Annotated in this window: 16 protein-coding genes and 1 tRNA gene; 13 read left to right on the top strand and 4 right to left on the bottom strand. The window is 66.4% G+C overall.

Going from position 1 to position 13,458, the window contains the following annotated elements; genetic code table 11:
• Positions 1-61: 61 nt before the first annotated feature.
• Positions 62-1,222, bottom strand: coding sequence for a PGF-CTERM-anchored ABC transporter substrate-binding protein (locus tag U5919_RS06465; protein ID WP_336022925.1), 1,161 nt, complete (start codon positions 1,220-1,222; stop codon positions 62-64).
• Between the two features lie 58 nt (positions 1,223-1,280).
• Between U5919_RS06465 and btuC the strand changes: the two genes are divergently transcribed.
• The 4 genes from btuC to U5919_RS06445 all read left to right on the top strand — a co-directional run bounded on the left by btuC (position 1,281) and on the right by U5919_RS06445 (position 5,145).
• Positions 1,281-2,300 carry a vitamin B12 ABC transporter permease BtuC gene (gene btuC / locus U5919_RS06460; RefSeq protein ID WP_336022924.1) on the top strand — a complete coding sequence of 340 codons (1,020 nt, stop codon included), beginning with the start codon at positions 1,281-1,283 and terminating at the stop codon, positions 2,298-2,300.
• Positions 2,297-3,595 (top strand): ATP-binding cassette domain-containing protein, encoded by a 1,299-nt coding sequence (locus U5919_RS06455; RefSeq protein WP_336022923.1) that lies wholly within the window; start codon positions 2,297-2,299, stop codon positions 3,593-3,595. The genes btuC and U5919_RS06455 overlap by 4 nt, the downstream gene beginning before the upstream one ends.
• Positions 3,596-3,763: 168 nt before the next feature.
• On the top strand, positions 3,764-4,825 hold the full coding sequence (locus U5919_RS06450) for a transcription initiation factor IIB (RefSeq protein ID WP_336022922.1): 1,062 nt from the start codon (positions 3,764-3,766) through the stop codon (positions 4,823-4,825).
• Positions 4,826-4,920: 95 nt separating this feature from the next.
• Positions 4,921-5,145: a hypothetical protein gene (locus tag U5919_RS06445; RefSeq protein ID WP_336022921.1), complete on the top strand. Its 225-nt coding sequence runs from the start codon at positions 4,921-4,923 to the stop codon at positions 5,143-5,145.
• Between the two features lie 25 nt (positions 5,146-5,170).
• Here U5919_RS06445 and U5919_RS06440 read toward each other — a convergent pair whose 3' ends face one another.
• Positions 5,171-5,710, bottom strand: coding sequence for a halocyanin domain-containing protein (locus tag U5919_RS06440; protein ID WP_336022920.1), 540 nt, complete (start codon positions 5,708-5,710; stop codon positions 5,171-5,173).
• A 585-nt stretch (positions 5,711-6,295) separates the two neighbouring features.
• On the opposite strand from U5919_RS06440, the gene U5919_RS06435 reads away from it, so the two are divergent.
• The 5 genes from U5919_RS06435 (at position 6,296) to U5919_RS06415 (ending at position 9,513) form a co-directional block, all read left to right on the top strand.
• A complete protein-coding gene (locus tag U5919_RS06435) occupies positions 6,296-7,069 on the top strand; it encodes a sulfite exporter TauE/SafE family protein (protein WP_336022919.1) in 774 nt (257 codons plus the stop codon).
• Between the two features lie 36 nt (positions 7,070-7,105).
• The gene (locus tag U5919_RS06430) at positions 7,106-7,309 is read left to right on the top strand and encodes a heavy metal translocating P-type ATPase metal-binding domain-containing protein (protein ID WP_345786329.1); all 204 of its coding nucleotides are present in this window, start codon (positions 7,106-7,108) and stop codon (positions 7,307-7,309) included.
• Between the two features lie 95 nt (positions 7,310-7,404).
• Positions 7,405-8,259, top strand: a complete 855-nt coding sequence (locus tag U5919_RS06425; RefSeq protein ID WP_336022918.1) for a universal stress protein — start codon at positions 7,405-7,407, stop codon at positions 8,257-8,259.
• 137 nt (positions 8,260-8,396) lie between these two features.
• The gene (locus U5919_RS06420; protein ID WP_336022917.1) at positions 8,397-9,389 is read left to right on the top strand and encodes a class I SAM-dependent methyltransferase; all 993 of its coding nucleotides are present in this window, start codon (positions 8,397-8,399) and stop codon (positions 9,387-9,389) included.
• 51 nt (positions 9,390-9,440) lie between these two features.
• A tRNA-Thr gene (locus U5919_RS06415) sits at positions 9,441-9,513 on the top strand.
• Positions 9,514-9,768: 255 nt separating this feature from the next.
• Here U5919_RS06415 and U5919_RS06410 read toward each other — a convergent pair.
• Entirely contained in the window at positions 9,769-10,254 is a 486-nt protein-coding gene (locus U5919_RS06410; protein ID WP_336022916.1) for a YccF domain-containing protein, read from the bottom strand.
• A gap of 168 nt (positions 10,255-10,422) precedes the next feature.
• Between U5919_RS06410 and U5919_RS06405 the strand changes: the two genes are divergently transcribed.
• The 4 genes from U5919_RS06405 to U5919_RS06390 all read left to right on the top strand — a co-directional run bounded on the left by U5919_RS06405 (position 10,423) and on the right by U5919_RS06390 (position 12,888).
• Positions 10,423-11,295, top strand: coding sequence for a geranylgeranylglycerol-phosphate geranylgeranyltransferase (locus U5919_RS06405; RefSeq protein ID WP_336022915.1), 873 nt, complete (start codon positions 10,423-10,425; stop codon positions 11,293-11,295).
• Between the two features lie 205 nt (positions 11,296-11,500).
• Positions 11,501-12,112 (top strand): RAD55 family ATPase, encoded by a 612-nt coding sequence (locus U5919_RS06400; protein ID WP_336022914.1) that lies wholly within the window; start codon positions 11,501-11,503, stop codon positions 12,110-12,112.
• 79 nt (positions 12,113-12,191) lie between these two features.
• A complete protein-coding gene (locus tag U5919_RS06395) occupies positions 12,192-12,407 on the top strand; it encodes a PLDc N-terminal domain-containing protein (RefSeq protein ID WP_336022913.1) in 216 nt (71 codons plus the stop codon).
• A gap of 52 nt (positions 12,408-12,459) precedes the next feature.
• A complete protein-coding gene (locus tag U5919_RS06390) occupies positions 12,460-12,888 on the top strand; it encodes a CoA-binding protein (RefSeq protein ID WP_336022912.1) in 429 nt (142 codons plus the stop codon).
• A gap of 51 nt (positions 12,889-12,939) precedes the next feature.
• On the opposite strand, the gene U5919_RS06385 is transcribed toward U5919_RS06390, so the two are convergent.
• On the bottom strand, positions 12,940-13,323 hold the full coding sequence (locus U5919_RS06385) for a DUF5798 family protein (RefSeq protein WP_336022911.1): 384 nt from the start codon (positions 13,321-13,323) through the stop codon (positions 12,940-12,942).
• Positions 13,324-13,458: the final 135 nt, after the last annotated feature.

Here is a 13,458-nt window from a genome sequence, read left to right as displayed (position 1 = left end):
GTCCGAGCGCCGTCGAGGCCACCCCTCGACGCGTCCCGAGAGGAGCGTGGGCGTTCGTCGCCTATCGGCGCGTCGCGAGAAGCGCCACGGCCGCGAGCCCGGCGAGCGTCGCCACCGCACCGAATCCGGGCGACTCAGTCGACGTCGCGGGCGATTCCTCCGGCGACGACTCCGCGTCGCTCGTCGATGTCGCTTCCGCGTCAGTCGTCGATGCCGACTCGTCGGCCGTCGCAGACGACTCCGCCTCTTGCATTGATTGGTACTCCTCGTACGCGTCGGGGTGCACCTGTTCGAGGATCTGCTCTGCTGCCCGCACCGAGCGCGGCGCGGGTTGCTGGAGCAGGTTCGTCTCCACGCGGATGATATTGTCCTCTTGGACGGCCGGCGTGCTCTCGTAGGCGGCGGTCTCCGGGACCGAGCTGCCGGTCGGCACGAGAATCCACTCCGGCTGGATTTCGACGACGTCCTCGTCGTTAATCATCGCGAAGCCCGAAATCCCGGCGTCGGCCGCGCCGTTCTCGATCCCGCCGGTCCGCATCAGATCGCCGATGAACGTGTTCGACCCCGACGTGTACCCGTAAAAGACGTTCAGTCCGACGGGTTTCTCGGTCCCTTCGAGCGCCCGTTCCATATTGTCCACTGACTGGCGGATCTGGTCGGCGCGCTCTGTCCCGGCCTCGCAGTTCCCGGTGAGGCGGCCGATCCGTTCGGTCTTGTCGGCGACGAACTCCAGCGACGTCGGCTGTCCGAACACGTAGACCGGGACGCCCTGCGCGCGGATCTGTTCGACGCGCTCTGCGGACGCGCCGTAGGAACTGTTCGGGACGAGAACGAGATCAGGCTCGGCGTCGAGCACGCGCTCGACGTCCGGACCGCTCGCGCCGGAGACGTTCGCCTTCTCGTCCGCGCCGTCGAGATAGCTCGCGTACTGGGAGACGCCGACGACCTCCTCTTCGGCACCGATCTCCCACATCGTCTGGGCGGCGCTCGGGTTCAGCGTCACGATCCGGTCGGGGTCGGACGTGAGGTTCACCGCCGCGCCGGTGGCGTCGGTCGTCTCGTGCGGGAACTCGCAGGTCGCCGTCTGGGAGTGGTGATCGTGCGGAATCGGTTCAGCGGCTGTCGAGCCATCGACCGCCGTCGCGGCCCCGACGCCGCCGACGAACGGCCCGGCCGCGGCGACGGCGAGAAGCATCACGAAGACGAGTGCGCTGCGTTGCATATGACTTCCTGCCCGCTAATGCAACAAGTATTTGGCTAATCCAACTGAGCTTTCCACCGTGACCCTCCGAACGCGTACCGTCGCGTGGTCGAGCGCGCTCTGCGGCGTGCTCGCCGCCGTAACCGTCGCCAGCGCAGGGATGGGGTCGGTGTCGATCCCCCCGGTGACGGTGGCGAAGGCGCTTTTGTCCGCCGACCCGCTGCCGTTCGCCTTCGACGTCGCTCGGACGAACCGGATCATCGTCGTCGACGTCCGCCTGCCGCGCATCGCGCTCGCGGCGCTCGTCGGCTTCGCGCTCGCGACCGCCGGGACGGTGATGCAGGGCTTTTTCCGCAACCCGATGGCGGACCCGTCGATCGTCGGCGTCTCCTCGGGGGCGGCCGTCGGGGCCGTCGCGACGATCGTGCTCCCCGTCGCGTTCCCGTTCGGCCTCGAACTGCAGGGCGCGGCGTTCGTTTCCGCCGTCCTCACGGCCTTCGCGGTCTATCTCATCGCGACCGAAGACGGCCGGACGCCGACCGCAACGCTGCTTCTCGCGGGCGTCGCCGTCCAGACGTTTCTGGGTGCGATCATCTCGCTCCTGTTGCTTCACAGCGGCCAGAGCATTCGTCGCGTCGTCTACTGGCTGATGGGCCACCTCGGCGGGACGACGTGGGCGGAGGTGCGCGTGATCGCGCTCGTGCTCCCGCCGCTGTTCCTTCTACTAATGGCGTACGCGCGGGATCTGAACGTCCTGCTGCTCGGCGAGGAGGACGCCCACGCGCTCGGAATCGAGGTCGAGCGGACGAAGCGACTGCTGCTCGCCGCGTCGAGCGTCGTCACCGCGGCCGCCGTCGCCGTGACGGGCGTGATCGGCTTCGTCGGACTGATCGTCCCGCACGGGATGCGGCTACTCGTCGGCCCGGATCACCGCATTCTGCTGCCGACGAGCGCGCTCGCGGGGGCATCGTTTCTCGTCGCGACCGACACGCTGGCGCGTTCGGGGGCGGCCGAGATCCCCGTCGGCATCGTGACCGCGGCGCTCGGCGCGCCCTTCTTCCTGTATCTCCTCCGATCGCGGGAGGTGACTGGGCTGTGAGCCGACCGGACGGGGCTGACGCGCCGCTCGTCGAAATCGAGGACCTCCGGGTCGGCTTCGGTGAGACGACAGTCCTCGACGGCGTCGACGCTTCGATCGACCGGGGGACCTTCGTCGGCCTCGTCGGCCCGAACGGCGCGGGCAAGACGACGCTGCTCCGGACGATCAACGGCGCGCTCGCCCCCGACGCGGGAGGCGTCACGGTCGAGGGGCGGCGGGTTCACGACCTCTCGTCGAAAGCGGCGAGTCGGCTCGTCGCGACCGTCCCGCAGGACACCGCCATCGCCTTCGAGTTCGACGTCCGGACGGTCGTCGAGATGGGCCGGAACCCGCATCGCTCGCGCTTCGGCGGGTGGAGCGAGGCCGACACGGAGGCCGTCGAACGGGCGTTCGAGTGGACCGCCACCGAGCAGTTCGCCGAGCGCACGGTGTCGACGCTCTCCGGCGGGGAACGCCAGCGCGTCCTCCTCGCGCGCGCGCTGACACAGGAGAGCCCGCTACTGCTCCTCGACGAACCGACCGCCAGCCTCGACATCAACCACCAAGTCCGAACGCTCGAACTGGTCCGCACGCTCGTTTCGCGGGGGAAGACGGCCGTCGCGGCGATTCACGACCTGAACCTCGCGGCGCAGTACTGCGATGAACTCCTCTTACTCGCCGACGGCAAGGTCGCCGCGTTCGGCCCGCCGGAGTCGGTGTTGACCGAAAGCGCCCTCGGTGACGCCTTCGGCGCGAACGCCGTCGTCTCCCGGCACCCGGTGACCGGGTCGGTGTACGTGACCGCCCTTCCGGAAGGCCGCCGTGACGCGGAGACAGAACGCGCCGGGCGCGTCCACGTCGTCGGCGGCGGCGGGACCGCGGCCAGATACCTCTACGTCCTCGACGCCGCGGGCTATGCGGTGTCCGCCGGGGCGCTGAACGAGGGCGACACCGACGCGGAGGCGGCCCGGAGCCTCGCGCTCGACGTCGTGACAGTCGATCCGTTCGCGGGCGTCGACGACGACACCCGCGAGGCTGTCGAGCGACGAGTCGACGCAGCCGATTGCGTCCTCGTCGCCGACGTGGAGGTCGGGACGGGGAACCTTCCGAACCTCCGCGCGGCGACCCGCGCCGATCGCGTCGTCCTCGTCGAGGAGCGGCCGTTCGCCGAGCGGAACTACGTGGGAGACGAAGCGAGGCGCGTCTACGAGTCGCTCCGAGCGCGGGCGCAGGTGGTCGAACCATCGGATGTTCCCAGTGCTGTCGTCGACGCCGTTTCCGATGAAAACGCCTTCCCGGTGAAAACCCGAAATTAGCGGCCGATTCTCTATCATCGCCTGAAATCGCCTCCAAATTGTATCCGAATTATGTATCGGATCGGTATTGTGTTCGCACACGGCCGACACATTTTTTAGGCGCGCCTACAAACGAGGTGATGAGAACGAGGCGGTGGTTCAGTTCTCACCGGCCTCTTGCAACACAAAATGAGTGACGCCCTTCACACTCGCACACGAGAGCGCACCGAGCGACGACGAACGTGGCGCGACCACGACGCGGAGAACGAGACGACGAACGACGCCGACGAGCACGAAGAGCGCGAGGAGCAGTCGGCCGAAGACGAAACGCTTCGGTGCCCCGAGTGCGGTTCGACCGACCTACAGACCAACGATGAGCGCGGTGAAACGGTCTGTGGCGACTGCGGCCTCGTCGTCGACGAGGATTCGATCGACCGCGGGCCGGAGTGGCGCGCCTTCGACAGCGCCGAGCGGGACAAGAAGTCCCGCGTCGGCGCGCCGACGACGAACCTGATGCACGACAAGGGGCTGTCGACGAACATCGGCTGGCAGAACAAAGACGCCTACGGCAACTCGCTGTCGTCGACGCAGCGACAGAAGATGCAGCGGCTGCGCACGTGGAACGAGCGCTTCCGCACCCGAGACTCGAAGGAGCGCAACCTCAAGCAGGCGCTCGGCGAGATCGACCGGATGGCGTCCGCGCTCGGTCTCCCCGACAACGTCCGCGAGACCGCCTCAGTCATCTACCGCCGCGCACTCGACGAGGACCTCCTCCCCGGCCGCTCCATCGAGGGAATCGCCACCGCGTCGCTGCACGCGGCCGCCCGGATGGCGCAGGTCCCCCGGAGCATCGACGAGGTCGCGCGCGTCTCCCGCGTCGAAGAAGACGAGTTCGAGCGGGCGTACCGGTACGTCGTCCGCGAGCTTTCCCTAGAAATTCAGCCTGCGGACCCCACCGAGTACGTCCCGCGGTTCGCGTCGGACTTGGAGATCCCCAAGGAGACCGAGCGAACGGCGCGAGAGCTGCTCGAAAACGCCAAACAGAAGAACGTCCACTCGGGGAAGTCGCCGGTCGGACTCGCGGCGGCGGCCCTGTACGCTGCGGCGCAGTTGACCAACGTCGAGCTGACGCAGGCGGACGTCAGCGACGTGACCGACATCTCCGAGGTCACCATCCGCAACCGGTATCAGGAACTGCTCGAAGCGTGGGAGACGCCGCGCGGCGGGCGACAGCGGGCCGCCGAGGCCTGACTGCACCGGTCCCGACGGAGAGGGATTCGATTCCCGACGTGATTCTCGAGCGCCGGTCGCCGTGGCTTTTTACGTCCTCTCACCGTGGCGGTCGTATGCTTGATAGTGACGTCAGTCGGATCAGAGCCGACCGTCTCCGCGCGTTCATCGACGAGCGCAAGCGCGATGCCGAGACCGACAGAATCGCCGCGATAGAAGAGGACCGAACGGCAACCGCCATCGAGGAGACGTGCCGAATCGAAGCGTACGAAGAGGTCTTAGGGTACATCGATTCTCGATGCGACGACGGCGACTCGCTCGTTCGAGTAATCCGCGACTGACTGACGGGGACCGCTCCACGATCCGCTATTCCTCGACCACCACGACGCCCTTCATTCCCACCGCCTCGTGCGGCGTGCAGTAGTACTTGATCGTTCCCACCTCCTCGAACGTCTGCGAGAAGGTGTGTCCGGCCTCCTGCACCTGTTCGGACTCGAAGGAACCGTCCTCGGCGGCCACGTTGTGAACGCTGCCGCGACCGTTCCACTCCCAGACGACCGTCGTTCCGGTGGAGACCCGGACCGCGGCGGGGCCGTACCCGAAGTTGCCGCCGTTGGCCTCCGCGCCGACCGTGACGGTCACCTCGTCGTCGCCGGTGCGATCGACGACCCCGTCGTAGTTCGAGGTACCGTCGAGGTAGCCGTCGAACGAGGGCGGCGAGCCGCTATCGCCGGAACCGCTGCCGTTTCCGGAATCGCTGCTGTCTCCGGACTCGTCGTCAGACCCGTCCGTTTCGTCGGTGTCGCCTCCGGAGTCGCCGGAACCGCCCGAGCAGCCGGCGAGACCGAGAGTGAGCGCGGCGGTGCCGCCGAGGAGCGTCCGACGGGTGAGACTGATTCGTGCCATCAGTTTTCGTTGGCCCTCCAGATATAAGGATACCTCACTCGTTCCCAGTTGGCGAAAACGGGCGGAATAAGTTCAATATTCGCCGGGACTTTCGTTACGATGGGTGATCAGTCGAGAATCCGCGCGACCGAGAGCGGGGTGCGATGACACGAGCGACCCGGGAATGAATTAGAAGCGAACCGGAGACGAGTCGGGGGCGAACCAGAGACGGGTCGAGAACGGACCGGAGACGGATCGGGAGCGCGGTCGAAATCGGTGGGGTAACCGGCTAATTGACACGTTCAGCGCAAGTCTTACGTAGCGTGTCGTGGTACCAAACACCATTCGATGGCGATTGTAGATCCCCCCGATCGTGCGTGCTGCGCTCCCCGTCGGAACGAAAGCATGTTCGCAGCGTCGCGTCCGGGCGGGTTCCGACAGTCCGCGATCAGCGGGGGAGATGGAGACCGGACCTGCCCCGTATTCGGAGGTGCCGAGACTGCTGCGGCGCAGGCCGTAGAACAGTCGCTCGACCGATCGCCGTTCGGAGTCCGCTGAACTCCCGTGTTGCTATCACGGATCGGCCCGATCGAGTTGTCCGCGGCGATGGACGCAGTCGGACCCTCGAACGTCGAGATCGGCGTCTTTCTCCTCATCGGGGCACTCGGCGGCGCGCACTGCCTCGGGATGTGTGGTCCGCTCGTGAGCGTCTACGCCGACAGGCTCAGAGCGACTGAGGACGGCCGAGGGGTGTCGCTTCGGCAACTCAGACAGCACGCGCTGTTCAATCTCGGCCGGGCCGGCGGCTACGCGATTGTCGGGGCCGTGCTCGCCGTCGTGGGGGCGTTCGCGCTCGCCGCGGTCGACACCGTCATCTCCGTCGGCAACGGTGTCAGAGGAACGATGGGCATCCTGATCGGCACGCTGATCATCACGTCCGGCGCGTCGTACCTGTGGCGCGGCACCGGGGGCAGAATCAGGTTGCCGGGCCGAATTTCGGTGGTCTTCACGAGGGTAAGCACCGCGCTCACGGCCCGCGTGGACGCGCTCGTCGGCGACGTCCGGATCGTCGGACTCGGATTCGGACACGCGTTTCTCCCCTGTCCGATCACCTTCCCGGCCTACCTGTACGCGTTCGCGATCGCCGATCCGATCCGGGCGGCGGCGCTGCTCTCGCTTCTCGGTCTGGGCACGATTCCGACGCTTTTCGTCTACGGGTTGGCGCTCGGGTCGCTGTCGGTAGGGCGTCGACGGACGGTCCATCGGGTCTTGGGTGTCGCCTTCCTGCTCTTGGGATATTTACCGCTGGCGCACGGACTGATGCTCCTCGGGATCCACCTCCCCCATCCGACCGTACCGATCTACCAACCGCTCGGCTAGCGATCGACCGACTGACTCCAGCTAACAACTACCGATATGACCGTCGAGAACAACGGACGACCCGACCGCGATTCATCCCGTCGAGCGGAACGCAACGACTGTACGCACTGTGGGTTGCCGACGCCGACGCCGCCCATCACCGCGGCGGACGTCGAGGGCTCGTACTGCTGTCGGGGGTGTCTGGCGGTCGCCCGCGCGCTCGAATCCGTCGGCGACGAGACGAGTCACGCATCGGAATAGCGATTATCGACCGAGATGTCGCCGCGGGGTGAGACGTTCGAGGGCGGCTCGAATCCGGGTGCGGATTTTTTCCATCTCCGCGCGAAGGGGGTGATATGAGCCACTCTATCGGAGACGAACTCCGACGCATTCTCGTTCCGATCGACGGGAGCGACGGCGCGTCGGCCGCGCTCGACCACGCGATCAGCGTCGCGGCGGCCACCGACGCCGAGATCCTGCTCTTGGCGGTCGTCGATCCCTACGGACTGTCGAGCGTCACGGAGCGCAAGGAGGTCGAAGCGGAACTCGAAGGGGTCGTCACCGACGCGGCGGCGCGAGTGCAGGACGCGGGCGTCGCCGTGAGCACCGCCGTCGAAGCGGGCTTCCCGCACGAGGAGATCCTCGACGCGGTCGAAGATCACGCGGTCGACCTGATCGCGATGGGAACGCACGGGCGCAGCGGGCTCCAGCGGTACGTCGTCGGCAGCGTCGCCGAGAAGGTCGTTCGCCTCTCGCCGATCCCCGTGCTCACCGTACGAGTCGGTGCGACGGGCGAACGGCCCTACCGCGACCTCGTCATTCCGACGGACGGGAGCGACGCCGCGGTGCCCGCCGAACGCTGGGGAATCAATCTCGCCGAGGAGTTCGGGGCCGACGTCCACGCCCTATCGGTCGTTCCGGAGATGCCCGTCCGGTCCAGCGAGACGCGGGCCGCCTACGAGGAGGTCGCGCAATCGGCGGTCGACCGCGTCGCGGCGCGGGGATCGGAGTTCGGCGTCGAGATCGCCGAGGCGATCGAACACGGCGTCCCGCACCGCGCGATCATCGATCACTGCGAGGCGGTCGACGCCGACCTCGTCGTGCTCGGGACCCACGGTCGGACGGGCGTTGAGCGGTTCGTCCTCGGGAGCGTCGCCGAGAAGGTCGTCCGCCTCTCGGAGACGCCGGTGCTCGTCGTGCCGTCGGAGTGAGCGGCGAACCGGTCGCATCCCCGGAGAGTCCGGTCTAGACAGTCGGCGTCCCGCACCGAAACCTCACGCTCGAAATCGAGACCTCACGCTCGACACCGAAACGTCACGCTTACTCGCGTCGCTCTCGACGGGCGAGTATGCGCGTTCCCTGCGTCCGCGTGCCGACCAGCGAGGGGGAGGAGACCCGCACGGCGCTGGCCGAGCGCGACCTCGTCGATCAGACCCACGAGATCACGGTCGAGTCCGGAGCGCTGTACATCCCGGTCGTCGACCGGACGGCCGTCGAATCGGAGTACGAGGTCGTCGAACGCGACGCCCCGACCCGGAACACGCAGACGACGCCGGCCGAAGTCCTCGGTTTCGAGCCCTCCTACGAGCGCCTCGGCGACGTCGTCATCCTCGACGAGGACGACCCCGAACGGGCGCGTCGGATCGCCGACGCCGTCGTCGAATCGGACCTCCGCGCGCGGACGGTTGTCAACCGCGCGTCGAAAGTGAAGGGCGAACTCCGGGTCCGCGAGTGGGACGTGCTCGTCGGCGAGTCGACCGAGACCGTCCACCGAGAATACGGCTACGAGTTCGCGCTCGACATCGCGTCGGTGTACTTCTCGCCGCGGCTCGCCACCGAGCGCCACCGCGTGATCTCGCAGGTCGAGGCCGGCGAGCGGGTGATCGATATGTTCGCCGGCGTCGGGCCGTTCGCGGTCCCGATGGCCGGCCGGGGTGCGGAGGTCGTCGGCTGCGATCTCAACCCCGTCGCCGTCGAGTACCTCCGGGAGAACGCGCGTCGCAACGGCGTCGGAGACCGAGTGACCGCGATCCACGGTGACGTCCGCGACCTCGCGGAGGAGTACGCGGGCTGGGCGGACCGGCTGGTGATGAACCTCCCGCACAGCGTCGGCGACTTCCTCGACGCGGCGGTCGAACTCGCGAGCGAGGAGTGCGTGCTTCACTACTACGACATCCAGCACGAGGACGACCCGTTCGGCCCCGGTGAGCGGGCCATCCGCGAGGCCGTCGCGGCCGCGGGGGACGACTACGATGTCGACGTCGAGACCGAGCGCGTCGTGCGATCGTACGCCCCGCACGAGTACAACGTCTGTCTCGACGTCCGTCTGACCGCACGCTGATTCGGAAGTCTTTTCTTAATCATCGCAGTACGGACGAGTGCGTCTGACCGCGCCGGTGTAGCTCAGCTGGCAGAGCGATTCCTTCGTAAGGAATAGGCCGAGGGTTCAAATCCCTCCACCGGCTTTCTGCTGTGAACAACGTGAACAGCGGAAGCCGTAGAGGGATTTGAAGCAGGGAGCGAACGCAGTGAGCGAGTGAGGTTCACAATCCCCTCCACCGGCTTCCGGTACGCGGGAAGAACTAATTCTCACACAGCGCCGCTGTTCCGACACGGTCAGCGTCGAAGGCGTTCCCCTCAATTCGTACATCGGTTCATCCGATAAAAAAACCACAAGGCGCGTGAGGGTCGCCCGAGAGCCGAGCTTCCACAGACGAGCGTCAGTACTTGTACAGGGAGACGACGTACGGCAGGCGGTCGTACATCCAGACGGCGACCGGCAGGCCGACGATCGTGACGCTCGCGACCCACGCGAGCGACATCCAGACGCCGCTGAGCCACCAGCCGACGAGGAGGAAGTACACCGCGCGGACGACGAGCGAGTGCTGCTCGCTCCCGGATTCGGTGATCGTGACGTCACCGGACGCGCTCTCGGTGAGTGTCGTCTCGATCCGCCGCTCTTTCAGCGAGACGATTTTCGGCACGAGATTGATCATCTTGATCCCGATCGGCATCCCGATGATCGTGACGACGAGGAACCACGCGACGCTCAGCCAGATCCCGCTCGCCCACCAGCCGATCAAGAGGAAGTACGCGGCGCGGACCGCGATACTGGGGGAGTTCTCGTGTCGCTCGACGGATACGTTGACCCCCTCGCTCCGATCTGTCGCGCCTGAACCGTTCTGTGTTGTGGTCGGATCGCTCATCTCTGGGATCTCGTTGTCGCCGAGTGCGGTTAAGGCTGCGGCATAGGGGGATTGGAACTCTCTCACGTCGCACGCGGCGGTTCGATCGCGCGAGCGGAGGCTCTCACACGCGTCGCGACGCGTCGACTCCGCGCCCTTTATTTCGCCGCCGCTGACACGGGTAGACGAATGGAATCAGACGGATCGACGGCCCCCGAAACGCTCCGCGGCCTCCTCGATCTCACGCGCCTCGGCAACGCCGTCGCCGCGGGGGTGCTCACCTTCACCGGCGCGTTCGTCGCCGCGGGTCTCGATTCGAGCGTCGTCGCCGTCGTCGCCAGCGTGGCCGCGACGGTCTTCGCGACCGCCGCGGGCAACGCGGTCAACGACTACTTCGACCGCGACATCGACCGGATCAACCGGCCGGATCGACCGATCCCCCGCGGAGCCGTCAGCGCCCGCGGCGCGCTCGCGTTCAGCGTCGCGCTGTTCCTCAGCGCGGTGGTCGCCGCGCTGGCGCTGCCGCCCGTCGCGATTGCGATCGCCGTGGTGAACCTGCTCGCGCTGGTCGCCTACACGGAGTTGTTCAAGGGACTACCGGGCGTCGGCAACGTCGTCGTCGCGTACCTGACGGGGTCGACGTTCCTCTTCGGGGCCGCATCGGTGGGGCAGCTCACCGACTCCGCGGCGCTCGTGCTCTTCGCGCTCGCGGCGTTGGCGACGCTGACACGCGAGATCGTCAAGGACGTCGAGGATCTCGCGGGCGACCGCGAGGAGGGACTCAGGACGCTCCCGATCGTCGCCGGCGAGGGAGTCGCCCTGCGACTCGGCGCGGCGGTGATGGCCGTCGCCGTCGCGGCGAGCGCCGCGCCGTATCTACTGGACGTCTTCGGTGTGGTCTATCTCGCGATCGTGATCCCCGCGGACGCGTTAATGCTGTCGGCGGTTCGGCGGTCCTTTTCGGACCCGTCGACGGCCCAGCGGCGGCTGAAGCGAGGGATGTTCCTCGCGACCGCCGCCTTCGTCATCGGCCGCGCGGTCGACGTCGTTGCGGTCGTATAACGAGGACGGAGCGACTTCCGGGCGGTCGAGACGATTTAAACCCGCGCGGCCACAGATGCGTTGCGGCCGTCAGCCGAAATCCACCGTCGCAATCAAAAAGAATATTATCTGCACCTGTTATGGTTCACTCGTCTAATGACTCCCGGCGAGTCGATCGATCGAACCACCGCCTCTCTCGTAGCTGGCTCGACGCCGAGGAACCCGGATGTATGACCTCGGCCCGGACCTCGACGCAGAGGTCCCTCCCGGAACGAACATTTTGGTTAGCGGCCCGCCCCTGACGGGAAAGCGCTCGCTCTGTCTGGACGTCCTCGCCTCGGGGACCGAGAGCGGCGAGGGCGCGATCATCGTCACCACGAAGGACGGTGCCGACCGCGTGCTTGACGACTTCGGGAAGCGCATCTCTTATGAAGACCGGCCGGTGGCTGTCATCGACTGCGTCACGCGCCAGCAGGGCGTCGGCGACGTCCGCGACGACGAGCGGATCAAGTACGCCTCCTCGCCGGTCGACATGACGGGCATCGGGATCAAGCTCTCGGAGATCTTACAGTCCTTCTACCAAGACCAAGGCATCGAGCGCAACCGCGTGATGTTGCACTCGCTGTCGACGCTTCTGATGTACGCCGATCTACAGACAGTGTTCCGATTCCTCCACGTGTTCACCGGCCGGATTCAGAGCGTCAAGGGCCTCGGCGTCTTCGCGATCGACGCCAGCGCGCACGACGACCAGACGATGAACACGCTGAAGCAGCTGTTCGACGGCATCGTGACGACCAGCGAGGACGGCGAGCCGACCGTTCGACTCGCGAACGACTGACAGTCCGGAAACGCCGTCGCGGGCCCGCGAACATCGAGAACCAGAAACTATTTTTCGTGTAGTTTCGTCCGATTCGATAATGCCCTCCAGTGTACTGCTTCAAGGTGCTGTCGGTGCGGTCGGCGTGTTGATCGGAATCCTCTTTTTACTCGTCGGGATCGCGATGATCGTGTGGACGTACTCCGATGCGAAAACGAACAGCTCCCATCCGGCGTTCCTCTGGGCGCTCGTCGTCTTTTTCGCCCCGATTTTGGGAATCCTCCTGTACGTTCTGCTCGGTCGCAACGCCCGGTAAGCCGCCTCGCTGCCGCGGCAGCGTTTTACGTCCGCCGTCCCTCATTTCGCGTATGCCAATCACTGACGACGACGGACTCAGATCCGTACTGAACGCAGAAACGGTGGCCGTGGTCGGCTGTTCGACGACGCCCGGAAAGGCGGCTCACGACATTCCGGCGTATCTTCAGCGTAACGGCTATCGAATCGTCCCGGTGAACCCCTTCGCCGACGAGATCCTCGGGGAGACCGCCTACGACGCGCTGGCCGACGTTCCCGGGGACGTCGAGATCGATATAGTCGACGTGTTCCGTCCGAGCGAGGAAGCCGGAGGAGTCGTCGACGCGGCGATCGAACGCCACGAGTCAGTGGGCGACGTTCGAGCCGTGTGGCTCCAACTCGGAATCACCGACGACGACGCGGGCGAGCGGGCCGCAGAAGCCGGACTCGATTTCGTCCAAGACAAGTGTATGAAAGTCGAACACGCCCGGCTGGCCGAGTAGTCTCCGACGACGGTTTCTCGCGTCACTTCTCCCGGTCCGACAGGTTCCGGATTACTGTGAGCCGTCGTTGCTGTTGTGGCCGCCGTTGCTGTCGTCGCTGTTCCCGCTACCGCCGCTGTCGTCGCTGGTTCCACCAGCCGAGGAACGGTCCCCGTCGTTCTGTCCGTTCTGCTCGTCTCCTCCCGACTCCGCTTCGGTGATGTGCGCGTCGGCCGTGACGCTCTCGACGTCGATGTCCTCTTGCTCGGCGAGGGCTTCGAGGACCGCCCGCATCTCGGCGCTCTCGCGTTCGAGGCGCTCGACGCGGTCGCTCGTCTCTTGGGTCGTTTCACGCATCTGAACGACCTGATCGCGGAGATCGTTCAGCCGCGTGTACACGTCCTCGGCCATATCGGTCACTTTCTGGAGCTTTTTCGCCGTGCTTCCGAGTCCCATAGCTTCCGTTCGGACGCCCGGGTTTGTGTGCGTTCCGGATCTGGCCGTCGCGGTGTTCGATCTTCGACGGCGTTCGTCCGCGTCGGCGTTCGCCCGCATCGGCCTCGTCTTCGTAGCCGTGCGCCAAGAGGATAG

Source organism: Halobellus sp. LT62, assembly GCF_037031285.1.
GTDB classification, from domain to species: domain Archaea; phylum Halobacteriota; class Halobacteria; order Halobacteriales; family Haloferacaceae; genus Haloquadratum; species Haloquadratum salinisoli.
This window is presented reverse-complemented; position numbering and strand designations above follow the sequence as displayed.

What these genes read in the sequence shown, in the direction of transcription:
- U5919_RS06465 (WP_336022925.1), bottom strand. Translation starts at nt 1,222, where the DNA reads ATGCAACGCAGCGCACTCGTCTTCGTGATGCTTCTCGCCGTCGCCGCG.
- U5919_RS06450 (WP_336022922.1), top strand. Translation starts at nt 3,764, where the DNA reads ATGAGTGACGCCCTTCACACTCGCACACGAGAGCGCACCGAGCGACGA.
- U5919_RS06445 (WP_336022921.1), top strand. Translation starts at nt 4,921, where the DNA reads ATGCTTGATAGTGACGTCAGTCGGATCAGAGCCGACCGTCTCCGCGCG.
- U5919_RS06440 (WP_336022920.1), bottom strand. Translation starts at nt 5,710, where the DNA reads ATGGCACGAATCAGTCTCACCCGTCGGACGCTCCTCGGCGGCACCGCC.
- U5919_RS06435 (WP_336022919.1), top strand. Translation starts at nt 6,296, where the DNA reads ATGGACGCAGTCGGACCCTCGAACGTCGAGATCGGCGTCTTTCTCCTC.
- U5919_RS06430 (WP_345786329.1), top strand. Translation starts at nt 7,106, where the DNA reads ATGACCGTCGAGAACAACGGACGACCCGACCGCGATTCATCCCGTCGA.
- U5919_RS06425 (WP_336022918.1), top strand. Translation starts at nt 7,405, where the DNA reads ATGAGCCACTCTATCGGAGACGAACTCCGACGCATTCTCGTTCCGATC.
- U5919_RS06420 (WP_336022917.1), top strand. Translation starts at nt 8,397, where the DNA reads ATGCGCGTTCCCTGCGTCCGCGTGCCGACCAGCGAGGGGGAGGAGACC.
- U5919_RS06410 (WP_336022916.1), bottom strand. Translation starts at nt 10,254, where the DNA reads ATGAGCGATCCGACCACAACACAGAACGGTTCAGGCGCGACAGATCGG.
- U5919_RS06405 (WP_336022915.1), top strand. Translation starts at nt 10,423, where the DNA reads ATGGAATCAGACGGATCGACGGCCCCCGAAACGCTCCGCGGCCTCCTC.
- U5919_RS06400 (WP_336022914.1), top strand. Translation starts at nt 11,501, where the DNA reads ATGTATGACCTCGGCCCGGACCTCGACGCAGAGGTCCCTCCCGGAACG.
- U5919_RS06395 (WP_336022913.1), top strand. Translation starts at nt 12,192, where the DNA reads ATGCCCTCCAGTGTACTGCTTCAAGGTGCTGTCGGTGCGGTCGGCGTG.
- U5919_RS06390 (WP_336022912.1), top strand. Translation starts at nt 12,460, where the DNA reads ATGCCAATCACTGACGACGACGGACTCAGATCCGTACTGAACGCAGAA.
- U5919_RS06385 (WP_336022911.1), bottom strand. Translation starts at nt 13,323, where the DNA reads ATGGGACTCGGAAGCACGGCGAAAAAGCTCCAGAAAGTGACCGATATG.